Origin of the sequence: Zymomonas mobilis subsp. mobilis ATCC 10988, from assembly GCF_000175255.2 — a bacterium.
Lineage (GTDB): Bacteria > Pseudomonadota > Alphaproteobacteria > Sphingomonadales > Sphingomonadaceae > Zymomonas > Zymomonas mobilis.
The window spans coordinates 1,646,892-1,671,691 of record NC_017262.1; the positions used below are offsets into that span (position 1 = coordinate 1,646,892).

The following is a 24,800-nucleotide window of genomic DNA, read 5'->3' on the forward strand; positions in this document are numbered from 1 at the left end:
GAGGGCGGCCTGTTCATTATATCCAGAATATAGTAAGGAAATTTATTCTAAAATGATATTCCTATCAGGTTACACCATTCGCAATTGAAAAAATCGGGGTTAAATTCACCTATGGCAACAGGCATCATTTCCGAAATAACCGGATCGGAATGGCAAGCAAAGATGCGTTATTTTGTGACGCGCTCTGCCTGCTTTATTGTGGCTGTTGCTTTATTTGCCAGCACTGTTTTTCTTTTTGCGGCCTTGATGGGCTATAATTCAACTGATCCTGCTTTTAATACAGCGGCGGCGGGGCCTGCCCGTAATATTACTGGTGATATTGGGGCATGGTTTTCGGATTTCTTATTAAGTTTTATCGGATTGCCGGTGTTGTTGGTTTTACCGCCGATGTTGGTCACCGCTTTCCGTCTGTGGCGGCATGTGCAGCAAGAACGCCCTTTCCGTCATTTGGCATTGATGATTCTGGGGGTAATGCTGGTATCAGCCGCCGCCGGTTTGATGAGTGATAGCCAAAGTGGCCTGCCTGCCGGATGGGGTGGCGGCGTTGGTCTGTTGAGCAATGCGATCATTCACAAAATACAGTCATTTTTTTCTCCAGCGGTCTCATCGGCTATCCATGCCGTTTCTTTTTGCCTTTTCCTTGTGGGGGGCGGCGCACTCTGGCTATGGGGACTGGGTTTTGATGCCTATGAAAAGGCGGTTTTAAACCGGATTTTCTCCCGCTTGCGCTTTTCTTCGAGAAAAAGCGAAAAGCAAAAAACTGCGGCAAAAAGTAGCCAACCCGTTTCCTCTAGTCGCGTGGTAACCAGAGAAAATACGGTTTCTCCGGCGGTTGAAAATCCAAATGACGAACCAATGACTTCTGTTGAAGAGGTCGAGGTATTAGACGTCCTCGAAGAGGATATTGTCGAAAAATCGGAATCTCGCCCAATCATCACAACTTATTCGCCCAAGATAGATTCCAGCGATCCTGCCAAAAGAAAGACCGTTCACGAACAAACCAATTACGCTTTGCCGTCGATCGACTTTTTGCAAGAAATCGCGGCATATGCCGTCCATGCGGTCGATCATGATGCCTTGGAACGGAATGCACGGCTATTGGAAACCGTGCTTCAGGATTTCCATGTCCGTGGTCAGATTGTCGAAATTCGCCCCGGACCTGTCGTGACCATGTATGAATTGGAACCGGATGCCGGTATTAAAGCCAGTCGCGTTATTGCCTTGGCCGATGATATTGCCCGTTATATGTCCGCAGAATCGGCACGTATCGCGGTTATTCCGGGACGAACGGTTATCGGTATTGAATTGCCTAATCCTAAAAGAGACATGGTCTCTTTGCGGGAATTGGTCGGCTCCGAAGTCTATGATAACCAACAAGGCTCCTTACCCCTTATTCTCGGTAAAAATATTGCCGGTGATCCGGTTATTACCGATCTTGCACCTATGCCCCATTTGTTGGTCGCTGGTACCACGGGTTCCGGTAAATCGGTCGGTATCAACTGCATGATTTTATCGCTGTTATACCGTCTTACCCCCGACCAATGCCGGATGATTATGATCGATCCAAAGATGCTGGAATTGTCGATCTATGACGGTATTCCTCATCTGCTTTCCCCTGTTGTGACCGAACCTGCAAAAGCCGTTCGGGCATTGAAATGGGCGGTTGAACAAATGGAAGAACGCTATCGCATGATGGCTTCTGCTGGCGTTCGTGGCCTTGCCGGTTTTAACCAGAAGGTAAAAGAAGCGCAGGCACGGGGCGAACCGCTTAGCCGCAAGGTTCAAACCGGATATGACAAGGTCAGCGGTCAGCCGATTTACGAAGATGAGACCTTGGAATATGAGCCTTTGCCTCAAATCGTGATCGTGGTCGATGAATTAGCCGATTTGATGATGACCGCCGGTAAAGAAGTTGAATATCTTATCCAGCGCTTGGCACAAAAAGCCCGTGCTGCCGGTATTCATCTTATTATGGCAACCCAGCGACCTTCTGTTGATGTTATTACGGGGGTTATCAAGGCCAACTTGCCGACCCGTATCAGTTTTCAGGTAACGTCAAAAATCGACTCTCGCACCATCTTGGGCGAGCAGGGGGCAGAACAGCTTTTGGGCAAGGGTGATATGCTTTATATGCCCGGCGGCAAACAGGTTCTGCGTGTTCACGGGCCTTTTGTCAGCGATGGCGAGGTTCAGGCAGTTGCTGACCATTGGCGCGAGCAAGGCACGCCTGACTATATTTCATCCGTTACGGAAGAACCGGCTGATGGCGGCTATAAGCTTGAAGGCCAGCCAGACGGCGATCATGATCCAGAAACAAAACGCTATCGTGATGCGGTTCAGCTTGTGGTTGAAAGCCGGAAAGCCTCGACCAGTTGGCTGCAACGGCAATTACGGGTCGGCTATAACAATGCCGCCCGCCTGATTGAACGGATGGAAAAAGAAGGCATTGTTTCGGCGGCCGATCATGTCGGTCGTCGGGAGGTGTTGATTCAGGCGGATGAACTGGTTTCATTGCTGTAATCAATTAACCTTCAGTTCACCTGAATTCTGCTCATGAACGAAAAATATAAAGTGTTTAACCCGCTATCCGCCTTTTATTGGTGAAGGATTATTCAAACGTGGAAGATTTCATTCTGGCAAAATCAAAACGCTGTTTTTGTAAGGCTGTGGCTGCCGCGTTTCTATCGACAGGTCTCTGTCTGTCCGCTTTTCCGGCAATAGCGGCTCCGGCTAGTGATGCCTCTTCCACAGTTTTTCCTCAGATACAAAAACATCTGCGGGAAGTCTCAACGATGACCGCCCATTTCGTTCAGGTCGATCGAAATGGTCAGGCTTTGGATGGCAGTTTGACCTTAAAAAAACCGGGTTTAATCCGTTTCCAATATCAAAAAGATGTGCCTTTGCTGGTGGTTGGGGATGGCAAAGCCTTGGTGATGATAGATTATTCAGTGAGACAGGTTTCTCGCTGGCCGATCGGGGACTCGCCCCTTTCTATCCTGATTGATCCTTCCAAAGATATCGCAAGCTATGCAACTTTGACCTCGGATGATGGCAAAAATATTGTCATCACCGGACATGATCCGAAGCATCCCGATTTTGGCACGATCGCTATCAATTTTCAGCGGGACAAATCTGCCCCCGCGCAGTTAATGCTGATGGGATGGACGGTTATTGATGCCCAGAATAACCGATCTCAAATCATTCTGTCCGAGCAGAAATTTAATCAGCCGGTTTCAAACAATATGTTCCGCTGGAATGACCCGCGCGGTAATAATGGCCCTCGTTAAGGGGGCTATCTTTTAAAGAGAAAAGAATAGGTTCTCCGAATATCATTTCTGATTTTGGATAGGCCGTTTACGACCGCATTGACGGGGGCTGAAATAAGGCCTTTTCTGTGCTGATTAACAACGGGTTTCATCGCGTAGTTTTCCTGTATCCTGTCAGAATGAACCGTTTGGGGCACCAATTGAAAATCCCTGAACAAGAAAGCATGTAACTTGTCTTTCAGGATTTTAAATTCCCTGTTGTTTTCAAGATCAAAGAAATTACCGAAATGGCCATATAATTTTTTAATATTGTGGCGGGTATGATTGGGCTCTTTCTCAATTTTATTGGCCAGATGATAAAGAATTCTACCCCGACAATAGTCTTTATTCTCGATAAGAATATCGACCATATTCAAAAGTATATTTTTTATTTCGGTCGTGGTTTTTATTTTCATATTTTTCCCATTTATTTTTTATCCATAAAAATATTCATGTTTTTATTTAAAAATAAACATTATTTTTCAAATAGTAAAAATATAATAAAATTATTTCATTTTCGTTTATTTTTTAAAAATAAATATATTTAATATGAAAATTGACCATCCTCAAACCCTGTTCTTGTATTTTGCCACTTTTAATACATGAATCCAAGCCTCTTTATTAGTTTATTAAAACTTGTCTGTGATTATTTATATTTTTGAAATTAGAAATCTTATTTCAAGATATTTTTATATTATTTTTGCGTAAAAATTTAAAGGACATATATTAACGGCAAATTTGCTACAAATTTAAATAAAAAAATGTATTTTATTCATCTTAGTGACAGCTTCAAAGGTGTAATGATTTTTTCGTGGCTAAATATGCTGGCAGAATTTTCCCCCCTGTTGTCTGTCAGCTCAAGCCATCTCGCGTGACCAAATATAGGTCAGCCCTCGCTTCACGCCCCCGAAGCGAGGGCCTTTTTTTATCTTGTTAACAGGGATGTCTGAATATCCGCTTGCTAGGCAGGTATTTCCTATGCTTAACTCATGACCTTTTTAGCTAGATACTTGCAGGGAAAGGCCATTTTCTCCGTAAAATGGTATTCTTGCGGGTTGTTTATCGGTCATAAATGGCAGGAAATATTTTGCGTATTGTCTCATGGAATATCAATTCAGTGCGCGCCCGATTGGCGCATGTTGAACGTTTCTTAAAAGAAGAGCAGCCGGATATTCTCTGTTTGCAAGAAACCAAGGCTACAAACGGCGTTTTCCCTTCCCGTTTTTTCTATGATCTTGGCTATATTCATCAGGCTGTCCACGGTCAGCCCGGTTATAATGGCGTTGCCATTCTCAGCCGAATTGCTTTTTCTCCCGCAGAAATTACCAGCCATGATTGGCAAAATAATCAGGAAGCCCGCCATATCGGCATTACCTTGGAAAACGGGGTGCGGCTGGAAAATGTCTATATTCCGGCAGGGGGTGATATCCCTGATCGCGATCTTAACCCTAAATTCGGCCAGAAGCTCGATTTTATCAGCCGAATGATTGAATGGTCATCGCATTTGGAACAGCCGACTATTCTGGTTGGGGATTTTAATATTGCTCCGCTGGAATCCGATGTCTGGAGCCATAAACAGCTTTTAAAAGTCGTCAGCCATACCCCGATAGAAGTCGATCATCTTTCTCGCCTGCAAGCCAGTCACAACTGGATTGATCTGGGTCGTCATTTTTATCCAGCACCGGAACGCTTATATACATGGTGGAGCTATCGCTCGAAAGACTGGACAAAGTCGGATCGGGGGCGACGTCTCGATCACATGTGGGCAAGTCCCAGCCTCGTCGATCATTTGGTCGGTCACAAGGTGTATGAATCCTGTCGAAGCTGGATAAAGCCTTCGGATCATGTGCCTTTACTTACGGAGTTTTCTTTTCATGGTTGAGGATCGTAAAGCGATAGTCATAGCACAGGCGATAGATGCCTTGCGGCGGGGTTGGCCGATTTCGATCTCTGATCAGGGCGAGATTCTAAGTCTGTTGGCGGTCGAACGTGCTGACGACCATCGGCTCAAGGTCTTTGATCCCGATCAGACAGCCGATATTTTACTGTCTGCGGCAAGAGCGGCTATCTTGAATCTCGCCAATGACAAAGAGGCGGCTACTCCCGATCAACCTGTCACCTTGGCAAGGACGCCTTGGATAGATTGTGCTTCTGCCTTGGCTTTGGCTGATCCCTCTATGGATCTTGAAATGCCGATGAAGGGGCCTTTTAAGGTTAAAAAAACCGTTATTAAATCGGCAGCCGCATCGGCTTTGGAATTGGCCAGAATGGCAGGATTACTTCCAGCTTTCTTCGTTCAAGAAGGGCAGTCCGAGCAATCCCTTTTGACTCTTCCCGCACAAGATATTGTCGATTTCTTCCAAGGGCAGGGGGTTTACATCGCCGCAAGGGCGCGGTTGCCGATTGCCTTGGGCGATCATGGTAAAGCCATTGAAAATAGCCAGATCGTTGCGTTCAGAAATGATGCCGATGCCGTAGAGCATGTTGCGGTGATTATCGGTCATCCTGATGGTCAACCGCCTGTTGTTCGATTGCATAGCGAATGTCTTACCGGCGATGTGTTTGGTTCGCTGAAATGTGATTGTGGCCCCCAGCTACATCAGGCTTTAAGGATTATGGATGAATCCGGCTATGGCATCCTGCTTTATTTGCGACAGGAAGGGCGTGGTATTGGGCTGATCAATAAATTGCGTGCCTATAGCTTGCAAGATCAGGGTTTTGATACAGTAGATGCCAATGTCCGCTTGGGCTTTGTCAATGATGCCCGCGATTTCCGGCTGGCTGCCCAGATGCTAGGTGAATTGGAAATAAAGCAAATCCGTTTGCTGACCAATAATCCTGACAAAGTAGAAGGGCTTAAAAAAGCCGGCATTGATGTTGTCGAGCGGTTACCCTTAAAGATCAAGCCGAACCCGCATAATCAGGCGTATCTTGAAACCAAGCGAGACCGTAGCGGCCACCAATTATAACGGTGAAAATATTTAAATAAGGCAGAATCTATGCCTTATTAGGTAGGCGATAGCGTTGTTTCTAGAAGAGACTGTTATTCTCTTGGGCTTTAGACAGCTTGAAATAATGCTATCGCCTATTCTGTATGAGGCTCTGATTAGTCATTCTCAAAAGAAGTTTGCCGTAATCCGAGTCTACTTATTCCAGTTTATCGACCAAATAGGTATCACCCCAATTTTTAAGTGCCATGATAACCGGCTCAAGACTGCGACCGCGTTCCGATAAACTATATTCCACTTTTGGCGGGATGACGGGGTAAACTTTTCGGATAATCAATTCATTTTTTTCTAATTCCCGTAATTGTTTGGTCAACATCCGCTGCGTGATATCGGGAAAACGCCGCCGTAATTCGTTGAAACGTAAAGTCTTTTCAAACAGATGGTAAAGGATAACGCCCTTCCATTTGCCATCAATCAAATTAAGCGTCCCTTCGACAGGGCAACCGGCATTACATTCAAAATTTTGATGTCGGATACGGGGCATGGCATTTCCTTTTACAGTATCATTATGGATACTATAGGCCTTTTATGTGCGTTCTTGTCCTTTTTAAATATAGTGAGGATATTGATAACCTTAAACCACAAAAGGAAGCTGATTATGCGCGCCATAGGTTATCAAAAGCCGTTACCGATCACTGAAACGGCAGCATTGGTGGATATTGATATTCCAAAACCAAAACCAAAAGGCCGTGATTTATTGGTCGAGATAAAAGCCGTTTCTGTTAATCCCGTCGATACCAAAGTCAGACAGAAAATGCCTCCGAAGACAGGCGAAGAATGGAAAATTCTGGGATGGGATGCGGCTGGTGTTGTCGTCGAGACAGGGCGTGATGCCGAGTTATTTAAGGTCGGTGACGAGGTTTTTTATGCAGGGGCTTTCGACCGCTCCGGCAGTAATGCAGAATTTCAGTTGGTGGATGAACAGCTTGTCGGTCAAAAACCGAAAAGCCTTAATTGGGCAGAAGCGGCGGCTTTACCCTTAACGACGCTGACCGCTTGGGAAGTCTTATTTGATCGGCTTAATATCAATATGCCAGTTGCTGGAATGAAGCCTGTCATTTTGATTATTGGCGGCGGTGGCGGGGTTAGTTCAATCGCTATCCAGCTAGCCCGTCAGTTAAGTAATGCAACCGTTATTGCCACAGCCTCACGGCCGGAAAGCCGTGAATGGGTTACCGAAATGGGGGCGCATTATGTTATTGACCATAGCAAGCCTTTACCTGCTCAAATAGAGGCACTTCATCTAGATGCGCCTTCTTTTGTTTTTTCAACGACCCATACGGCACAGCATTTTGCAGAATCTGCCGAATTGATGGCACCTCAAGGCCGCTTTGCTCTGATTGATGAGCCGGGCAATATTGATATCGCGCTCTTTCAGGCCAAATCTTTGTCGCTGCATTATGAATTTATGTTTACGCGTTCTATGTTTAAAACTGCCGATCTTTCTGAACAGCATCGTATTTTAAACAGAGTCAGCCGTCTTGTAGACGAAGGGCGTATTCGGACAACGCTGGCGAAAAATGGGGGCGTGATTAACGCCGCGCATTTGAAACAAGCCCATCAATTCATTGAAGACGGCCATGCCAGAGGTAAAATCGTCTTAGAAGGCTTCTAACATAACTTCCTAGCCCAGAGGCGTCTTTCAAGGTGGCATTCACTTTAGGCTCAGGACCTGTTAATTTCTTGAGTTGAGCGGGCTGTTGTGATTCACAGGTTTACCGATGGAGGTGAAGCTGTGAGTGACGTGTTTTTGCTGTCTGAGCACCAGATGGAACGGATTAAGCCGTTTTTTCCACTGGCGCATGGTGTGCCGCGTGTCGATGACCGTCGTGTCCTGAGCGGGATCGTTTACGTGATCCGCAACGGCCTTCAGTGGAAAGACGCCCCGAAAGCGTATGGCCCGCACAAGACTTTATACAACCGGTTTATCCGGTGGAGCCGCCTGGGTGTCTTTGACCGGATCTTCGTCGCCCTGACGGAGCAGGCAGGCCGTTCGAAGCGTCTGATGATCGATGCAACACATCTGAAAGCACACCGGACAGCGGCCTCCCTGCTCAAAAAGGGGCTTTTCCCCGCCATATCGGACGCACGAAAGGCGGACTGAACTCAAAGCTTCACGCTGTATGCGATAGTCAGGGCCGCCCTGTCCGGCTGCATCTGACCGCAGGTCAGGTCAGTGACTTCAAAGGCGCGGATGTTCTGCTGGCAAATCTGCCGGAAGAAACACAAGAAATTCTCGGGGACCGGGGATACGACAGTAATAAAATCAGACAGTCTCTCGCAGACCGGAATATCACCGCCTGTATTCCGCCGAAGAAGAACCGGAAATCAAAGCCGCCTTACGACTGGCATCTGTATAAAAAGCGTCACCTCATCGAAAATATGTTCGCAAAGCTCAAAGACTGGCGGCGTGTCGCAACACGATACGACCGGTGCGCTCACACATTCATGTCAGCAATCCATATCGCAGCAAGTTTCATCTTCTATCTCAAAGAATGAGTCCTGAGCCTAATGCCACCTTGTTTTTTTACCCGATCATTGAAGCCCTTTTCTCATATATTCTTTAGTCTTTTGATAATCATCTGTGATCTTATCCGGTTAGCAGTATAGGCTATCCGTTAATGGTAGAAATTTACATTGATAGCCAATCGGGCATTTTAACCGAAGAACGAGACGGACGGCGCTATCAGACGTCATGCGCATTAGGAAAAAACGGCGTTATCGCGGCTGATAAAAAACGGGAAGGGGACAACAAAACGCCTTTAGGTTGTTGGCCTGTTCGAGGGGCGTTGTTACGTCCTGATCGTTTTTCTTGCGTGGATTCTCCGTCTTTTCATCTACAGGATATTAAAATTCCGTGGCGCTGGATTCGCCCTGATGATGGCTGGTGTGATGACAGCCGATATGGCTGTTATAACCAACCGGTTACGTTACCATTCTCAGGATCGGCTGAGTCTTTGTGGCGCAATGACGCTCTTTATGACATTATTATCACGCTGGGCTATAACGATCGGCCGGCTTTTCCCGATTTAGGCAGTGCAATCTTCCTGCATTGTCGTATTTTAGGTCGAAAAACAGCGGGATGTGTGGCTGTTATGCCAGATTTTCTAGAGAATCTGCTTGTTAGACTGCAATTAGGGGATAGCCTTAAGATATTTTAAAGCTATCAAGCCTTATAACGGCTATGTAGAGATGACAGACAGCTTTATGACAAATTGTCACTAGACATTTTGTTCGCTGTTAGGCTTTTGCTTTTTCGCTAATATAGCCTACAGAACAGGACGTTTCGGTTATCTATCGGGGGAATGAAATGGGGTGGCCTGATAATGTCATCCATCCATTCTCTTGGATACAATAAAAAGACTAAAAGAATATCTGCAGGAACCGGAAAAATCCGGTCTTATTGCAGTAAAGGAGAGGATGAATGACAAGATATTTTTGTCAGTTACTGGCAGGTACTGCCCTTCTTGCTTGTGTGCAATCCGCTTACGCGCAGGGGGTTCAATATAAAAGACCGGATGGTTCCACGCAGGCCTTGAAAGGCAACCAACCATCGGCTGCCGCTCACCCAGCCCCTGCGGCCACGACGGGTGCCGGAACACGGGGACGTACGCCAACGGCTGTTTCCGCTTCCCATCCGATCCCCAATGAACCTTTGCTTCGGAAAGAGGATGTAACCCAACCCCGTGCAAAAGATGATGGTGCTGGCGGTTTAATCAGCCGTCGTGTCGGACGTGATGATATCGCGAATATCGGTTTTGGCCAGACGCGCCAGCAAATGACCATCACGCAAGACAATTTCAGCCGGATGACCCCGGGGACGTCTGCCCTTAGTGTTATGGCAACCTTGCCGGGTGTCAATTTCCAGTCGGCGGATTCTTTTGGCTTGGATGAAAAATCCAGCAATCTCAATATCCGTGGTTTCTCACAGGATCAGATCGGCTTTACGATTGATGGTGTGCCGCTCGGTAACATGATGGACAGCAGTAACGGCCTGTCGATCAACCGGATGATTATGCCTGAAAATATCGACAGTGTGACGGTCAACTCCACGACCGGCAGCTTGGGCTTGGCTGCTAACAACAATGTCGGCGGCTCGGTGCAGTTTGCTTCCCATCGTCCGGGTGACAAACTCGATATCGTTGGATCAGGCACCTACGGTTCCAATAATACATGGCGCGGTTTTGTCCGTGTAGAAACCGGCGATATTACAGGTAATGGTTTACGCGGTTCTTTCAGCTATGGTTATCTGACCAGCGGCAAAAGCCGCGGCTGGGGTAAAGAAAAAGAACATCAGGTCAATGCCAAGATCACGCAGGATTTGCATGATGGCTATGACGGCGAAGTCGGGGTCTTCTTTAACTATGCCAATCTGAATGAAAATAACTACATGACCAGTAGTTATGACATGCAAAAGCGATTAGGCACCGATACCGATTATACCCATAATTGGGACATTGCTCAGCAGATGGCTACGGCCTATCAAAATGGCAGCAATGCTTATCCGTCGCCTTATAATTCAGTTAATGACACCTATTATAGTGCTTCGACCTTAAGACGTGACTATATCGGTGGTTTGCATTTCAAACGCCACGTTACCAAGGAAATCAGTGTTGACCTGACCGGTTATTATAACCGCGAATATGGTCAGGATTTGATGTATAATCCTTATGTCGCAACGCCGGGCGGTTCTTCGCTTTCCCTTATGGGCGTCACCTCTACCCAAAATCGTGGTGGGGTAACGGGTCATGTCGCATGGGATCATGATTTCTCGGTCTTCAAAAACCATTTAGAAGCGGGCGGCTGGTATGAATCCAGTGTCAGCCATCAGGCCACCGATTATTATGATCTGGCTGGGGATGAAAGCGGGCCTTCCCGTAATATTCTCCATTATCAGCGTAATCCTTTCAGCTCACAATGGGCGCATACTATCGGTTCCGAAACGACCATGTATTATGTGTCTGACCGGATGGACTTTGGTAAAGTAACCTTGTCCGGTGGTTGGAAAGGCTTCCAGACGACCAGCCAGAACAAAGCTGCTGGTAATCTTGCCGATTACAACCGCGCAGTTGGCAAGCTGAATTCAACCGATTGGTTCTTGCCGCAATTCGGTATCTTGTGGAAACCTGACAGCCGCATTGATTTGTTCTTCAACTATTCCGAAAATATGCAGGCGATGAATGCCAATCTGTTGGCAGCGACTTCACAGGCTAATTTCAACAGCTTATCTAGCAATCATAAATTGCGTCCTGAAAAATCGACCAATTATGAAATCGGTATGCGGTATCATGAAGGTCGTTTCCAGACGAGCGTTGCCGCTTATTACAGCTATATAACCAATAATTTGCTGGCGACTTCGACGAAAAGCGCCAATGCCCCGATCAATGTCTATAATGTCGGCGGCATTAAAAATTATGGTGTTGATGTTACGGCGATGTATCGCATTTTGCGGCCGTTATCCTTCTTGGCCAGCTACTCTTATACCCATGCCACCTATGCTAATAATATCACCGGCCAAGATGGCTCGGTTCTTTATGATACCAAGCATAAATGGGTTCAGGGTATTCCGCGCAACATGTTTAAAGCGGATATCGTCTATGACGATCATCACTTGTTGATGCGGGTCGGCGGAACCTTCATGGTTCATCGCTTGGCCGATGCTGTGAATAACGTCCATGTTCCGGGACAATATATTCTGAACGGCGCTATCGGTTATCACTTCGGTGATGAAGTGCCTTATATGAAGGGTTGGACGGTCATTGGTAACGTCACCAATATGACGGGGCAGCGTTATGTCTCGACCATTGGTGCTAATGGCTTCGTCGCCAGCGGAAGCGACCTTACTCAGAATTTGCAGGGTGGCGCACCACGTCGTTTCTTCATTACACTGAAACGCGGCCTTTAATATTTTATCTAACGGATGATTAAAAAAAGCCGGAGGTCTTAAGGCCTCCGGCTTTTTTGTTATCAAATTGGGAAAAGATTATCGACCTGTCTGGGCGCGATGCAAAAGTTTCTGATCTGCCAAAACCAAAGCCATCATGGCTTCGACAACAGGCACCGCCCGAATACCGACGCAAGGATCGTGACGACCCTTGGTCACCACTTCGACCGCTTCGCCCTCGCGGTTGATCGAGGGCAGGGGCGACACAATCGAAGGAGTCGGCTTTAAGGCACAGCGGACAACTACCGGTTGTCCTGTTGCAATGCCTGCGGTAACGCCGCCTGCATGATTGGACAGAAATTTGACCCCATCGCCTTGGTCGGCAGGGCGAAGGGCATCGGCATTGTCGCGCCCTGTTGATCGAGCGGCGTCAAAGCCATCGCCGATCTCGACCCCTTTCACCGCATTGATGCCCATGCAAGCCGCTGCTAATTCTGAATCCAGCTTGGCATAGAGGGGGGCGCCCCATCCAGCAGGGACATGAAAGGCAACACATTCGACAACAGCCCCAACGGAATTGCCGTCTTTTCTTGCTTCATCAACAATTTTTTCCCATCTCGCTACCGCCGATTTGTCAGGGCAAAAGAAAGGATTGTTGTTGATTTCAGCTTCATCAAAGGCTTGACGATCGATCTTGTCGCCACCTAATTCAACTAGATAGCCCTGAATTTTAACTTCAGAGATCACCAATCGAGCAACAGCACCGGCTGCGACACGGGCGGCAGTCTCTCTGGCGGAAGAGCGTCCACCACCACGATAATCACGCAGTCCGTATTTGGCATCATAGGCAAAATCACCATGAGCTGGACGGTATTGCTGCGCTACATTGCTGTAATCGCGGGAACGTTGATCCGTATTTTCGATCATCAGACTAATCGGCGTGCCAGTTGTCCGACCTTCAAAAACGCCTGATAAAATCTTAACCGCATCTGCTTCCCGTCTTTGGGTCGTAAAGCGGGAAGAACCCGGTTTCCGCCGATCGAGGAAAGGCTGAATATCTTTTTCAGACAATTCCAATCCCGGAGGACAGCCATCGACGACTGCACCTAAGGCAGGTCCATGACTTTCCCCCCAACTGGTAAAACGGAAGAGATGGCCGAAACTGTTAAAGCTCATTTGGCAAGCGCGATATCTGGAGCATCAATGCGTTTCATGCCGACAATGTTATATCCGGCATCGACATGATGAATTTCGCCGGTCACACCCGAAGCGAGATCAGACAGCAAATAAAGCGAAGATTTCCCGACCTCTTCAATCGAAACCGTGCGTTTCAGCGGCGTATTAAGCTGGTTCCATTTCAGAATATAAGAGAAATCACCAATCCCGCGGGCAGCCATGGTCTGAATGGGGCCTGCCGAAATAGCATTGACCCGAATATTGCGATCACCAAGGTCAGCAGCCAGATATTTGACAGAGCTTTCCAAAGCCGCCTTGGCAACACCCATGATGTTATAATTCGGCATGACTTTTTCTGCGCCATAATAGGTCAGCGTCAAAACACTACCGCCATTCGGCATCATATCGCGGGCTTTTCTGGTTACTGCGATCAAGGAGTAAGCAGAAATTGTCATCGTCGTCTGGAAATTTTCAAGGCTGGTATCCGAGAAATGACCACGCAGCTCATTCTTGTCGGAGAAGCCGATAGCATGAACAATAAAATCAATCGTTGGCCAACGCTCTGCAAGATCGGCAAAGGCGGTATCAATCGCCGCCATATCGCTGACATCACAGTCGATCAGGATATCCGAACCCAGCTTTTCAGCAAGAGGCTGAACCCGCTTTTTCAAGGCCTCACCCTGATAGGTGAAAGCTAATTCTGCGCCTTGTTCTTTCAATGCGCAGGCAATACCCCATGCCAAAGAACGATCATTGGCAAGCCCCATGATCAGTCCTCTTTTTCCATCCATCAATCCGGCCATACCATTCCTCATTTATCAAAAATTATTGGCTACTTTTTGGGGCAACAGAGGCCACCCTGTCAAATGCCAGTGTCGCATTCAAATGAATGCCCACAACCAAGCCTAGTCCAATGATCCAGAAATAGATCAAAACTATGACGGAACCAGCAAGTCCACCATAGCTGCGGTTATAATCCAACATATTATTGAGCGCGATAGGGAGAATCATACTCACCATCTGCCACCAAAAGGCGGTCAAAAAAGCCCCCGGCCATTTATAATAGCGGGCTTTTCGATATTGCGGTGGTGTAATGGAGTAAAACAGAACGTAAAGCGCGCCAAATAATAACCCGCCGGAAATGACACGGGAAATGATCGACAGAATGGTAATATGTTCAAAAAATGCGTGGATTCGGTCGCTAGTCAAGCCGATCAGATTAAGCTGATCTATCAGACTATGGTTATCGGAAAGGCTGATATGGGGCAAAGCGGCCTTGGCATATTCCATCACCCATCCAAAGCGCTGCGAAAAAACATTTTGGAGCGTTGCAATTAACACCTGAATAGACAGGATGATAAACATCATTAAAACCGCGCCAATATTGATCGCCATAGCACCTAAGCGATAGCGAATAAATTCGGTCGGCGGTTCCATATGATAGGTGCGATACAGTAATTCCCGAATACTGGCGATGAAACCACTAACAGACCACAGGCTGACTAATGCACTCCACCAGATCAAAGAGCCTGATTTCGTCGAAAGAACCTGAAAAATAGGACCACTTAATTGGCTGGAAACATTGGGTGGCAAGGCGGAAAGAAAAGAACGCACCGCCGCAAAACCAGCGGCACCGCGCCCAATCGTACTGGCAACAATAATGGTCAAAATCATGAAAGGAAAAAGGGTCAACAAAGCCATATAGGCAAAGTTACCGGCATGCGGAAAACCATTATTGATAACGCCGCTTGCGACCTGTTTTATAATTCTGAAAAAGGCCGCATATCTTTTTCGCTTTTTATGAAAAGGCGATTTTTTTCGTGTTGCTTCTGTCATAATTGCGGGCATGGTCTCTTAACACTCATCATTAAACAAGGGTTAATCACGCCGCAGCGGTGCTAAAATAAAAAACTTATTTCAATAGCGTTATTGGGCAACAGGCGAGGAACTATCCCCAAAGGGATAGCGAAAGGATAATATAGCTGTCGAAAGGGAATCTGTTTTTATCGGATAACCTTCAGATATATCTTGTTTTATGGGTGGATTTTTCTTTTGAGGCCTAAAAATATTAAGGCCGACCTAAAAAGGCCAGCCTTAATAAATAAAATACAATCTACGAAGGTAAAGATTACAAGCCTAAAGCTGACCTTGGATTATAAGCCTCTTTGCCACCCCATTTTTGGACAAATTGCTTCAAATCGCTATCATTTTCAGGAATCGTAATCATCAAAGTGACCAGCTCATCGCCGCGTCCACCTGATTTTTTATGAAAACCCTTGCCTCTAAGGCGTAATACCTTGCCGGAGCTAGCCCCAGCTGGAACCGATACCATCACAGCGCCTTCAGCCGTCGGGACTTTTACCTTGGCGCCTTCGACCGCTTCAGCCAAAGAAATCGGCAGATTCAAGGTAATATCGTCGCCCTTACGCTGGAAGAAAGCATGAGGCTGAATATCAATCGTGACAATCGCATCACCGGCACCACCAGGGCCCGGTTGGCCTTTACCAGCTAACCGCATTTGAGTGCCGTTTTCGACCCCTGCCGGTAATTTTAAATCGATTGTTTTGCCATCTCCCAAGGTAATCCGTTGAGGATGTAAAGTAGCAGCATCAACAAAAGGCACTTTCAGGCGGTAAAGATTGTTACTGCCTTTGGGGGCTGCCCGCCCACCGAAACCGCCGCGCTGTGATCGGCCACCGCCACCGCCGAAAATACCTTCAAAGATATCTCCGAAGTCGCCGCCGCCACCGCCGCCGAAGTTAAAACCGCCAAAGCCGCCACCGCCGCCGCGGCCACCCCCACCGGCACCGCCTTGGAATCCACCGAAACCGCCCCCGTTAAAGCGCGGATTACCCTGATCGTCGATTTCCCCACGATCATATTGGGCGCGTTTTTCTTTGTCTGATAAAATATCATAGGCAGCCGATACTTCGGAAAAACGCGCCGCTGCTTGAGGGTTATCCTTGTTGTGATCTGGATGGTATTTTTTTGCCAGAGAGCGATAGGCTTTTTTAATAGCCGCCTCATCCGCGTTTCGCGTTACTCCCAATTTTTCGTAAAGATCAGCCATAATGTCTTTAAGCCCACTCTATCTGAAATCATTCATGTAGCAAATATGCCACATAAATGTGTATGTCCCCTTAAAATCGCAAGGGGGCTGATCATAAAAAGCTGTTTTGTCAGAATATTAAAAGGATAAACAAAAAGATGGAATCATATTTATCTAGATAATATTTTAAAAATAAAATGATTGGAACAAAATTTAAAAATCACTTCATCACGGCAATAATTTTTACTTTGAAAATAAATCTCTAGCCATTCGATTTTTTCGGATTTTTTAACTAAGCGCTTTGTTGTGAAAAAATCGAAACTATTCCCGTGAAATCTTATTATCACGATAAGCGACAGGCCGCTTGATTATAAATTTAACTAAAAATAGAGCCTGCCGGTGATAATATCAGGCCAGTTACAACAGAATTTAAAGCTATTATAACTGGCCTTGAAAAAGAAACGGCCTCTATTTCTTCAATTCATTCCGTAAACTATCCTGAAAACGTAACGGGCGACCTATCGCTTCACTATAAAGCTGACCTTCCCACATTACGCGATGTCCGCGAATAACGGTGCCGACCGGTTTAGCCTTTAGCTGCTTTCCAGAAAAAGGCGACCAACCACATTTAGAGGCCAGCCATTCTTCTTCGACAACCCAAGAAGCCTTCATATCGACAATAGAGAAATCGGCATCATAGCCGACAGCAATCCGACCTTTATTCAAAAGGCCAAATAATCGTTGTGGGCCATAAGATACCAGATCAACCAAGCGAGCAAGGCTCAAGCGACCTTCGGCGACATGATGCAGCATTAAAGGCAGCAAGGTTTGAACCCCCGGCATCCCACTGGGTGATTGAGGGTAGGGGCGCTGCTTTTCTTCAATAGTATGCGGCGCATGATCGGAACCGATGACATCGGCGATACCCTGCTGCAAGGCATCCCATAATCCGGCCTGATGTTTTCCAGAACGGATAGGTGGATTCATTTGGGCATAGCTACCCAATTCTGGATACGCTGTTTCCGCTGCCAAAGTGAGATGCTGCGGCGTTAATTCACAGCTGGCTATATCTTTATGGAGCGCGATCAAGGCCATTTCTTCAGGGGTCGTGACATGAAGAATATGAATCGGGCGACCTGCTTTTTGAGCCAAAGATAATATACGTTTTGTGGCTCGCATCGCCGTTTCGTCATCGCGCCAAACCGGATGGGATGACGGATCATTGGTTACACGATGAGGCTGCCTTTCTTTTAGTCTGGCTTCATCTTCAGCATGAATTGCAACGCGCCGCCGTCCCGATTGTAAAACAGAAAGAAGCGTTTCATCATCATCGACCAATAAATTACCCGTTGATGATCCCATGAAAACCTTGATGCCGGCGCATCCGGGCAGGCTTTCCAATCCGGCCAATTTATCAAAATTATGGGCGGTCGCCCCGATATAAAAGGCATGATCGCACCACATCCGATTTTTGGCACGGGCTAGTTTATCAGCCAAAGCCTCGGCGGTGTCTGTTGGTGGATTGGTATTTGGCATTTCAAAAACAGCGGTAATGCCACCCAGCACTGCCGCACGACTGCCGCTTTCAAGGTCTTCTTTACCTTCCAAACCCGGTTCGCGGAAATGCACCTGCGTATCTATCGCACCTGGCAAAATCGTTAGCCCATCACAGGCCAAACAGGCATCGGCTTGATGCTTTTCAAATTCTCCGAGGGCGGCAATCTTGCCATTTTTTACAGCAATATCTTTCGAGATCAGCCCACCGGGGGTAAAAATCGTTCCACCTTTTAAAATCAGATCATAAAGCATCAGTGGCCTTCCTTTTTGTCTGCCAGTTTTTTATTATCCTATTATGAGTGCCGCAAACAACCTTGCTATGCCGGATAATGCCACTTTATTGGCTGACCGGTCTGTTATCCGCCTATCCCCGATAGCAGAAGAGTCTCGATCAGAAGTCTTTGAGTTTTTACAAGGACTTGTCACACAGGATGTCTTTCTGCTGGAAAAGGGGGCGCCCCTATGGTCGGCCTTGCTGACGGCGCAAGGAAAAGTCTTATATGACTTTATCCTATGGGCAGAGGGTAGCTCGATTCTGATAGACTGTGAATCGGCGATTGCGGATAATTTAATCCGACGACTAACCCTTTATCGATTGCGGCGCGCTATCCGTATTGAAATTGATCCTGCGATTGCCGTGCATTGGTCATTGAAACCGCCTGAAAATCAGGCGATATCCTCTTTTTCTGACCCAAGATTATCTGAATTAGGCTTTCGTTGGTTACAGCCTGCCACCGATAGCCAGCCATCGGCGGAAGCTATCTGGAAAAAACACCGTCTGGCATGGGGCGTGACAGAAGGCCAAGCTGAATTAGGCTTGGATAAAACTTTATGGTTGGAAGCCAATGCCCGCGAATTAAACGGCGTTAGCTTTACCAAGGGTTGTTACGTTGGTCAGGAAAATACTGCCAGAATGAATTGGCGGCAAAAGATCAATCGTCGCTTGGCGGTTATCAAGACAGATCATCCCTTAGACGATGACAAATGTCGGATTTACTATAGCGATTTGAAGTTGGCTGTTATGCTGCTGCGTGTCGCTGATTGGAATAAATTACCCGATGACCAAGAGGTCATAACCCCTGAATGGTTGAAAGAGGCCTTGGCAGAAGCCCATTCTTGACGGCTTCAGCCTTTGTCAGTTTTTTATGGTCTCAACCAGATATAAAAAAAGCCGGAAAAAATTTCCGGCTTTTTTCGTTATAGGCTATTTTAACCGAGGAACGGGTCTTTCACCAAGATGGTGTCTTCACGTTCAGGGCTGGTTGAAACCAGCGTAATCGGACATTCAATCAGTTCTTCAATTCGACGAATATATTTGATCGCCTGTGCTGGAAGTTCACTCCAGCTTCTGGCTCCGGCGGTAGATTCTTTCCAGCCTTCAATGGTTTCATAAACCGGTTTGGCCGCTGCCTGATCTTTGTAATAAGGCGGCAGGTAATCATAAACCTTGTCACCGATTTTATAGCCGGTGCAGATTTTGATTTCATCAAAACCGTCCAAAACATCAAGCTTGGTCAAAGCAATACCCGTGATACCGGCGACGGCAACAGATTGGCGCATCAGAACGGAATCGAACCAACCGCAACGACGGCGACGACCCGTGACCGTGCCAAATTCATGACCGCGTTCACCTAAAGTCTGGCCAACCTCATCATCCAATTCGGTCGGGAAAGGCCCTGCACCGACGCGGGTCGTATAGGCTTTGGCAATACCGAGAACAAAACCGACAGCCGAAGCGCCCATACCGGAACCGCCCGCTGCAGATCCTGCAATGGTATTGGAGGAGGTCACATAAGGATAGGTGCCGTGATCGATATCAAGCATCACGCCCTGTGCACCTTCAAACAGGATACGGCGATTTTTCTTCTGCTCATCAGCCAGAATCCGCCATGCCGGTTTGGCAAAAGGCAGAATGCAACCGGCGATTTCTTTCAAATCACTGACCAGTTTTTCCCGATCAACAGGCGGCTTGCCAAAACCGCTCCGCAAAACGTTGTGATGCGCAATCAAGCGATCAAGGCGGGAACCGATCTCGTCGATATGAGCAAGATCACAAACGCGAATAGCGCGGCGGCCTACTTTGTCTTCATAAGCGGGGCCAATACCGCGACGGGTCGTGCCGATTTTCTTGTCGCCGGAACGATCTTCGCGGAAGCCATCCAATTCGCTATGCAGCGGCAAAATTAACGGGCTGGTTTCAGCGATCGCCAAAGTGTCCGGCGTGATAACGACATCCTGTTTTCTCAGGCGTTCCATTTCATCACGGAAATGCCACGGATCGATGACCACACCATTCCCAATGATCGATAAGGTGCCACTGACTACGCCCGAAGGTAACAGGCTTAATTTATAGGTAACACCATTAACGACAAGGGTATGGCCGGCGTTATGACCGCCCTGAAAGCGGACGACGACATCGGCTCGTTCGGCGAGCCAGTCGACGATCTTGCCTTTGCCTTCATCACCCCACTGGGCACCGACGACCGTAACATTGGCCATATTTTTCTTGCTCCTGCTGGTTGCTTTATTTGCGCGGGTTTCGCGCCTCAAGAATCGCGGAAAATCAAAGCGGCTTGATATGACCGCCTGTTAAAATATCTGTGCATTGATGACGGACAGGGTCATCCTCTTCATCAAGGGCGGCAATCGTAATCCAGCCTTCTTGACGAAAAGCGCGAGCCTGTTCTGGATCATGGCCAAGCGGCAAGAACAGTTTTCTGGATTTTTTCTGCCCCAAACCGGCATCGACCAAAGGATCTATGTAAAGAGAAAAGCCGACGGCCTGTTCTTCGCGTTTATCCTGATGAATGATGGTATAGCTGCCACCGCGCCCAATTTCACCGAGAATACCGGAACCGAATAACGAAAAGCCGATCCATGTTTGATATTCGAAACCATGCCGTTCAGTCGGATCAAGGGTTACATGAACTGACGGATCAAGGGAGGCCCGGATAGTTTTCAAGGCTTCCAAGCGGTCAGCAAAACCCAGTTTTTCAGCCATGGGCTGTAATTTTTTAATCGCCTCGTCAAAAGGTCCTGCGGCTTCTAACAAAGGCCGATAGCCCGTTGCATCAAGCTCACTCAGGCCACCTGCATCTTTGGCATCCAAGACAGCGAAAAGTTTCTCTTTCTTTGAAGCGTCTATCGGCAAGGTCGTGTCAGCCAGTCTTTCGACCAGATCAGGCAAAGTCAGATCAATGCTGATCTCTTTCACACCGGCAATTTTCAGTGTTTCAACGGCCATGCCCAATATTTCAATGACGGCAGCAACGGAATCATTGCCGATCAATTCGGCACCAGCCTGCATCAATTCCCGTTCGGGGCGCAGCTGGGTTGCCCGCAATTTCATGACCGTACCACCATAAGCCAAACGTAAAGGCCGCGGACGGTGATTTAAACGGGTCGTTGCAATCCGGCCTATCTGTCCGGTGATATCAGGGCGAAGGGCTAAGCTGCGTTGTGATACAGGGTCAACAAAACGCAACAAATCCTGCTTGCGTGCCGATTTTAGACGGCCAAGCAAACTTTCTTCGAATTCAGCTAAAGGCGGGGATACCCGTTCATAACCATGCCGGTTGATGGCTACAATAACATGATGCAGCAAGCGGGAAGCTGCTTCAGCTTGAGGGGGAAGGCGGTCTCGTAATCCTTCGGGGAGCAAACCATGCGCTATCGTCATTGATCAAAAAGCTTTTATTATCAGGACAAAGGTCTTTCTAATCATGTTGCGACAACATTCCACCCTGTTTCTTACGTAAAAACCGTTTCATGACATATTTTTTGAATATCAGACCCGATATTCCCGATATAATTTACTCAATCGGAGGAATATCAGGCCTGATATTGCCAAAATTATATCCGTTATCCTGATAATTTTACAGGAAGTGGAGCGATTTCACTTCACGCACGCCGGATAATTCGGCAACTTTCGCCATTTTCCCAGCCGTAACAGGCGAATCGACCGATAATAACAGCACGGCTTCCCCGCCCGTATTCCGGCGACCCAGATGGAAAGTGCCGATATTGACACCGGCTTTACCCAAAAGGGTGCCAAGCCGACCGATAAATCCGGGGGCATCATCATTGACGATATACAGCATATCGCCGCTTAGATTGGCTTCGACCTTGATGCCAAAAATTTCAACCAGTCTTGTGCCTTCGGAACCAAATAGGGTTCCTGCAACTGATTTTTCCTGTCCTTTATCATCGCGCGAAGTGACCCGTATCAAGGTATGATAGGCACCTTCGCGATCATGACGGATTTCGCGGACATCCAATCCCCGCTCACGCGCAAGGAAGGGCGCATTAACCATATTCACTGACTGGGAATACACACCCATCAAGCCAGAAAGGACAGCACTGGTGATTGGTTTTTGGTCAAGATGGGCAGCTGCGCCTTCGACTTCGATCGAAACTGATTTGATCTTATCGCCTTCCAATTGACCGAGCAGACGACCCAGTTGTTCGGAAAGAGCCATATAGGGTCTAACCCTTGGGGCTTCTTCGGCTGAAAGGGACGGCATATTCAGGGCATTGGAAACACCCCCCGTCAACAGATAGTCAGCCATCTGTTCGGCAACCTGAATAGCAACATTGACCTGTGCTTCGGTGGTGGATGCACCAAGATGTGGCGTGGCGATGAAGTTAGGAACGCCAAATAACGGATTTTCCTTGGCCGGTTCTTTCAAGAACACATCCAAAGCTGCCCCGGCAACATGACCGGATTCCAAAGCGTCTTTCAAGGCTTCTTCATCAATCAGGCCGCCACGGGCGCAGTTGATAATTCGGACGCCTTTTTTGGTTTTCGCCAGATTTTCGCGAGACAGAATATTTCTGGTCTGATCGGTCAAAGGCACATGCAGGGTAATGAAGTCGGCTTTATGAAGCAGCGTCTCAAGATCAGCCTTTTCAATGCCCAATTCCAAGGCTCGTTCCGGCGTTAAAAATGGGTCATAGGCAATGACCTTCATTTTAAGACCAACCGCCCGATCGGCGACGATCGAACCAATATTACCAGCACCAATCAAGCCAAGGGTTTTTCCAGAAACCTCGACCCCCATAAATCGGTTCTTTTCCCATTTGCTTGCCTGCGTCGAGGCATTGGCTTCGGGAATTTGACGCGCCAAAGCAAACATCAAGGCAATGGCCTGTTCCGCGGTAGTGATCGAGTTACCAAAAGGGGTATTCATGACAACAATACCCGCCGCCGAGGCTGCTGGAATATCAATATTGTCAACACCGATGCCCGCGCGGCCGATGACCTTTAAATTTTTAGCTTCGGCAATGATGTCTTTGGTAACTTTGGTTGCCGAACGAATGGCCAAACCATCATAGTCATTGATGATTTTCTTCAGTTCTTCAGGGGACAGGCCGGTAATCTGATCGACTTCAACGCCGCGTTCACGAAAGACTTCGGCGGCACGAGGATCCATTTTATCGGAAATCAAAACTCTGGTCATAACAGGAATCTCCCGACGACTGCCCTGCGCCATGGCGCAGGCAGCGTCATCTTCACATTATTGGAAGGGAATTAGTCTTTCTGGATTTGAGCCCAAGCCCAATCAAGCCAAGGCGTCAGCGCTGCGATATCCGAGGCTTCTACCGTGGCACCGCACCAGACGCGCAATCCCGGAGGGGCGTCTCTGTGGCCTGCGATATCATAAGCAGCCCCTTCGGCTTCCAATAAGCCTGCCAATTTTTTTACCAAAGCGGCTTTGGCAGTATCATCCAGACCGGCCACGGCTTTATCTGAGAATTTCAGGCAAGGGCTGGTATTGGAACGGATAGCCGGATCAGCCACCAGATGTTCAATCCAGTCGGTTTTTTCTACCCATGTATCCAATGTGGCAGCATTCTTGTTACAACGCGCCATCAAGGCCGATAAACCGCCTAATTCTTCAGCCCATTCCAGCGCCCAGATATAATCTTCAACGGCTAAAAGGGAGGGGGTATTAATCGTGCTGCCTTTAAAGATGGCTTCATCCAGCTTGCCATTCTTGGTCAAGCGGAAGATTTTGGGCAACGGCCATGCTGGTGTATAGCTTTCCAGCCGTTCGACTGCGCGCGGGCTAAGAATAATAATGCCATGCGCCGCTTCACCCCCTAAAACCTTCTGCCAAGAAAAGGTAATAACATCCAGTTTTTCAAAAGGCAGCGGCTGGGCAAAACAGGCCGAGGTTGCATCGGCAATCATCAAGCCTTCATGGTCTGGTTTAATCCAGTCACCATTCGGGACTTTGACACCAGAGGTTGTCCCGTTCCATGTAAAGACGACGTCATTAGACTGATCGACCTTGGACAGATCCGGCAATTCACCATAGGGCGCTTTTAAAACAGTCGGATTGATCTTCAACTGTTTAACGGCATCGGTAATCCAACCGAGGCCAAAACTTTCCCAACCTAAAACGGTTGCAGGTCTTGCGCCCAATAATGACCACATTGCCATTTCAACCGCGCCGGTATCAGAAGCCGGAACAATACCGATCCGATAGTTATCAGGCACTTCTAATATTTTGCGGGTCAGTTCAATGGCATATTGCAGGCGACTTTTGCCTATAGAACCGCGATGGGAACGCCCCAAAGAGCCTAATGCCAATTTTTCAGGAGACCATCCTGGCGGTTTCGCACAGGGGCCAGACGAGAATTGTGGACGGTTTGGTTTGACCGTCGGACGAACAGAATAATCAGTCATAAATAAAACTCTCCTCACAGAGAGCACGCGCTGCGTTGGGACAGCGTGGCCCGTTCACCTTTCTAAGGAGATTCTGACCTTGGTCAATTCTGATTAGCCGAATAGTTTATTATTTTATTGGTCATAGAAA

At 47.6% G+C, this 24,800-nt stretch carries 20 protein-coding genes; 9 read left to right on the top strand and 11 right to left on the bottom strand.

All coding sequences use genetic code 11. The features are described from left to right. Window positions 1-111 precede the first annotated feature (111 nt). Together ZMOB_RS07465 and ZMOB_RS07470 are read left to right on the top strand one after the other, a co-directional pair. Window positions 112-2,520: a DNA translocase FtsK gene (locus ZMOB_RS07465; RefSeq protein WP_041573397.1), complete on the top strand. Its 2,409-nt coding sequence runs from the start codon at window positions 112-114 to the stop codon at window positions 2,518-2,520. Window positions 2,521-2,618: 98 nt separating this feature from the next. Then, window positions 2,619-3,287: a LolA family protein gene (locus ZMOB_RS07470; protein ID WP_014501062.1), complete on the top strand. Its 669-nt coding sequence runs from the start codon at window positions 2,619-2,621 to the stop codon at window positions 3,285-3,287. A gap of 5 nt (window positions 3,288-3,292) precedes the next feature. On the opposite strand, the gene ZMOB_RS07475 is transcribed toward ZMOB_RS07470, so the two are convergent. Further along, window positions 3,293-3,721, bottom strand: a complete 429-nt coding sequence (locus tag ZMOB_RS07475; RefSeq protein ID WP_011241448.1) for a hypothetical protein — start codon at window positions 3,719-3,721, stop codon at window positions 3,293-3,295. A 656-nt stretch (window positions 3,722-4,377) separates the two neighbouring features. Here ZMOB_RS07475 and ZMOB_RS07480 point away from each other — a divergent pair. Further along, window positions 4,378-5,187, top strand: a complete 810-nt coding sequence (locus ZMOB_RS07480) for an exodeoxyribonuclease III (protein WP_017466521.1) — start codon at window positions 4,378-4,380, stop codon at window positions 5,185-5,187. After that, the gene (ribA, locus tag ZMOB_RS07485; protein WP_014501063.1) at window positions 5,180-6,274 is read left to right on the top strand and encodes a GTP cyclohydrolase II; all 1,095 of its coding nucleotides are present in this window, start codon (window positions 5,180-5,182) and stop codon (window positions 6,272-6,274) included. The genes ZMOB_RS07480 and ribA overlap by 8 nt, the downstream gene beginning before the upstream one ends. Before the next feature lie 178 nt (window positions 6,275-6,452). Here ribA and ZMOB_RS07490 read toward each other — a convergent pair whose 3' ends face one another. Continuing rightward, window positions 6,453-6,797, bottom strand: a complete 345-nt coding sequence (locus tag ZMOB_RS07490; protein ID WP_011241445.1) for a winged helix-turn-helix transcriptional regulator — start codon at window positions 6,795-6,797, stop codon at window positions 6,453-6,455. A gap of 114 nt (window positions 6,798-6,911) precedes the next feature. On the opposite strand from ZMOB_RS07490, the gene ZMOB_RS07495 reads away from it, so the two are divergent. From ZMOB_RS07495 to ZMOB_RS07510, 4 genes are all read left to right on the top strand, one after another. Then, window positions 6,912-7,928, top strand: a complete 1,017-nt coding sequence (locus ZMOB_RS07495) for a zinc-binding alcohol dehydrogenase family protein (protein WP_014501064.1) — start codon at window positions 6,912-6,914, stop codon at window positions 7,926-7,928. Window positions 7,929-8,048: 120 nt separating this feature from the next. After that, window positions 8,049-8,812 (top strand): IS5 family transposase gene (locus ZMOB_RS09930; RefSeq protein WP_099045773.1). Its coding sequence is split into 2 segments (ribosomal slippage): window positions 8,049-8,382 and window positions 8,382-8,812, totalling 765 coding nucleotides; the frame shifts between segments, so codons are not numbered across the junction. A gap of 122 nt (window positions 8,813-8,934) precedes the next feature. Beyond that, on the top strand, window positions 8,935-9,474 hold the full coding sequence (locus ZMOB_RS07505; protein ID WP_014501065.1) for a L,D-transpeptidase family protein: 540 nt from the start codon (window positions 8,935-8,937) through the stop codon (window positions 9,472-9,474). Between the two features lie 263 nt (window positions 9,475-9,737). Further along, window positions 9,738-12,218, top strand: coding sequence for a TonB-dependent receptor (locus tag ZMOB_RS07510; protein WP_014501066.1), 2,481 nt, complete (start codon window positions 9,738-9,740; stop codon window positions 12,216-12,218). 78 nt (window positions 12,219-12,296) lie between these two features. On the opposite strand, the gene aroC is transcribed toward ZMOB_RS07510, so the two are convergent. From aroC to ZMOB_RS07535, 5 genes are all read right to left on the bottom strand, one after another. Further along, a complete protein-coding gene (gene aroC, locus ZMOB_RS07515) occupies window positions 12,297-13,373 on the bottom strand; it encodes a chorismate synthase (protein ID WP_014501067.1) in 1,077 nt (358 codons plus the stop codon). Beyond that, on the bottom strand, window positions 13,370-14,176 hold the full coding sequence (fabI, locus tag ZMOB_RS07520) for an enoyl-ACP reductase FabI (protein ID WP_011241440.1): 807 nt from the start codon (window positions 14,174-14,176) through the stop codon (window positions 13,370-13,372). The genes aroC and fabI overlap by 4 nt, the downstream gene beginning before the upstream one ends. 22 nt (window positions 14,177-14,198) lie before the next feature. Next, window positions 14,199-15,209 carry a YihY/virulence factor BrkB family protein gene (locus ZMOB_RS07525; RefSeq protein WP_224452970.1) on the bottom strand — a complete coding sequence of 337 codons (1,011 nt, stop codon included), beginning with the start codon at window positions 15,207-15,209 and terminating at the stop codon, window positions 14,199-14,201. Window positions 15,210-15,501: 292 nt separating this feature from the next. Further along, window positions 15,502-16,443, bottom strand: a complete 942-nt coding sequence (locus ZMOB_RS07530; RefSeq protein WP_014501068.1) for a DnaJ C-terminal domain-containing protein — start codon at window positions 16,441-16,443, stop codon at window positions 15,502-15,504. A 447-nt stretch (window positions 16,444-16,890) separates the two neighbouring features. Next, window positions 16,891-18,231 carry a dihydroorotase gene (locus ZMOB_RS07535; protein ID WP_014501069.1) on the bottom strand — a complete coding sequence of 447 codons (1,341 nt, stop codon included), beginning with the start codon at window positions 18,229-18,231 and terminating at the stop codon, window positions 16,891-16,893. A 43-nt stretch (window positions 18,232-18,274) separates the two neighbouring features. Here ZMOB_RS07535 and ygfZ point away from each other — a divergent pair, with 43 nt between their 5' ends. Beyond that, entirely contained in the window at window positions 18,275-19,099 is an 825-nt protein-coding gene (ygfZ, locus tag ZMOB_RS07540) for a CAF17-like 4Fe-4S cluster assembly/insertion protein YgfZ (protein ID WP_014501070.1), read from the top strand. A gap of 89 nt (window positions 19,100-19,188) precedes the next feature. Here ygfZ and ZMOB_RS07545 read toward each other — a convergent pair whose 3' ends face one another. From ZMOB_RS07545 to ZMOB_RS07560, 4 genes are all read right to left on the bottom strand, one after another. After that, entirely contained in the window at window positions 19,189-20,478 is a 1,290-nt protein-coding gene (locus ZMOB_RS07545; protein ID WP_014501071.1) for an adenylosuccinate synthase, read from the bottom strand. Window positions 20,479-20,542: 64 nt separating this feature from the next. Continuing rightward, window positions 20,543-21,658, bottom strand: coding sequence for an ATP phosphoribosyltransferase regulatory subunit (locus tag ZMOB_RS07550; protein ID WP_014501072.1), 1,116 nt, complete (start codon window positions 21,656-21,658; stop codon window positions 20,543-20,545). A gap of 196 nt (window positions 21,659-21,854) precedes the next feature. Beyond that, the gene (serA, locus tag ZMOB_RS07555; protein ID WP_014501073.1) at window positions 21,855-23,438 is read right to left on the bottom strand and encodes a phosphoglycerate dehydrogenase; all 1,584 of its coding nucleotides are present in this window, start codon (window positions 23,436-23,438) and stop codon (window positions 21,855-21,857) included. A gap of 71 nt (window positions 23,439-23,509) precedes the next feature. Then, window positions 23,510-24,670 (bottom strand): phosphoserine transaminase, encoded by a 1,161-nt coding sequence (locus ZMOB_RS07560; protein WP_014501074.1) that lies wholly within the window; start codon window positions 24,668-24,670, stop codon window positions 23,510-23,512. Window positions 24,671-24,800: the final 130 nt, after the last annotated feature.

Bases quoted from the DNA above. Each gene is read 5' to 3' on its own strand.
- ZMOB_RS07525 (WP_224452970.1), bottom strand. From the start codon at position 15,209: ATGACAGAAGCAACACGAAAAAAATCGCCTTTTCATAAAAAGCGAAAA.
- ZMOB_RS07535 (WP_014501069.1), bottom strand. From the start codon at position 18,231: ATGCTTTATGATCTGATTTTAAAAGGTGGAACGATTTTTACCCCCGGT.
- ZMOB_RS07510 (WP_014501066.1), top strand. From the start codon at position 9,738: ATGACAAGATATTTTTGTCAGTTACTGGCAGGTACTGCCCTTCTTGCT.
- ZMOB_RS07495 (WP_014501064.1), top strand. From the start codon at position 6,912: ATGCGCGCCATAGGTTATCAAAAGCCGTTACCGATCACTGAAACGGCA.
- fabI (WP_011241440.1), bottom strand. From the start codon at position 14,176: ATGGCCGGATTGATGGATGGAAAAAGAGGACTGATCATGGGGCTTGCC.
- serA (WP_014501073.1), bottom strand. From the start codon at position 23,438: ATGACCAGAGTTTTGATTTCCGATAAAATGGATCCTCGTGCCGCCGAA.
- ZMOB_RS07550 (WP_014501072.1), bottom strand. From the start codon at position 21,658: ATGACGATAGCGCATGGTTTGCTCCCCGAAGGATTACGAGACCGCCTT.
- ZMOB_RS07480 (WP_017466521.1), top strand. From the start codon at position 4,378: ATGGCAGGAAATATTTTGCGTATTGTCTCATGGAATATCAATTCAGTG.
- ZMOB_RS07530 (WP_014501068.1), bottom strand. From the start codon at position 16,443: ATGGCTGATCTTTACGAAAAATTGGGAGTAACGCGAAACGCGGATGAG.
- aroC (WP_014501067.1), bottom strand. From the start codon at position 13,373: ATGAGCTTTAACAGTTTCGGCCATCTCTTCCGTTTTACCAGTTGGGGG.
- ZMOB_RS07490 (WP_011241445.1), bottom strand. From the start codon at position 6,797: ATGCCCCGTATCCGACATCAAAATTTTGAATGTAATGCCGGTTGCCCT.
- ZMOB_RS07560 (WP_014501074.1), bottom strand. From the start codon at position 24,670: ATGACTGATTATTCTGTTCGTCCGACGGTCAAACCAAACCGTCCACAA.
- ZMOB_RS07475 (WP_011241448.1), bottom strand. From the start codon at position 3,721: ATGAAAATAAAAACCACGACCGAAATAAAAAATATACTTTTGAATATG.
- ygfZ (WP_014501070.1), top strand. From the start codon at position 18,275: ATGAGTGCCGCAAACAACCTTGCTATGCCGGATAATGCCACTTTATTG.
- ribA (WP_014501063.1), top strand. From the start codon at position 5,180: ATGGTTGAGGATCGTAAAGCGATAGTCATAGCACAGGCGATAGATGCC.
- ZMOB_RS07505 (WP_014501065.1), top strand. From the start codon at position 8,935: ATGGTAGAAATTTACATTGATAGCCAATCGGGCATTTTAACCGAAGAA.
- ZMOB_RS07465 (WP_041573397.1), top strand. From the start codon at position 112: ATGGCAACAGGCATCATTTCCGAAATAACCGGATCGGAATGGCAAGCA.
- ZMOB_RS07545 (WP_014501071.1), bottom strand. From the start codon at position 20,478: ATGGCCAATGTTACGGTCGTCGGTGCCCAGTGGGGTGATGAAGGCAAA.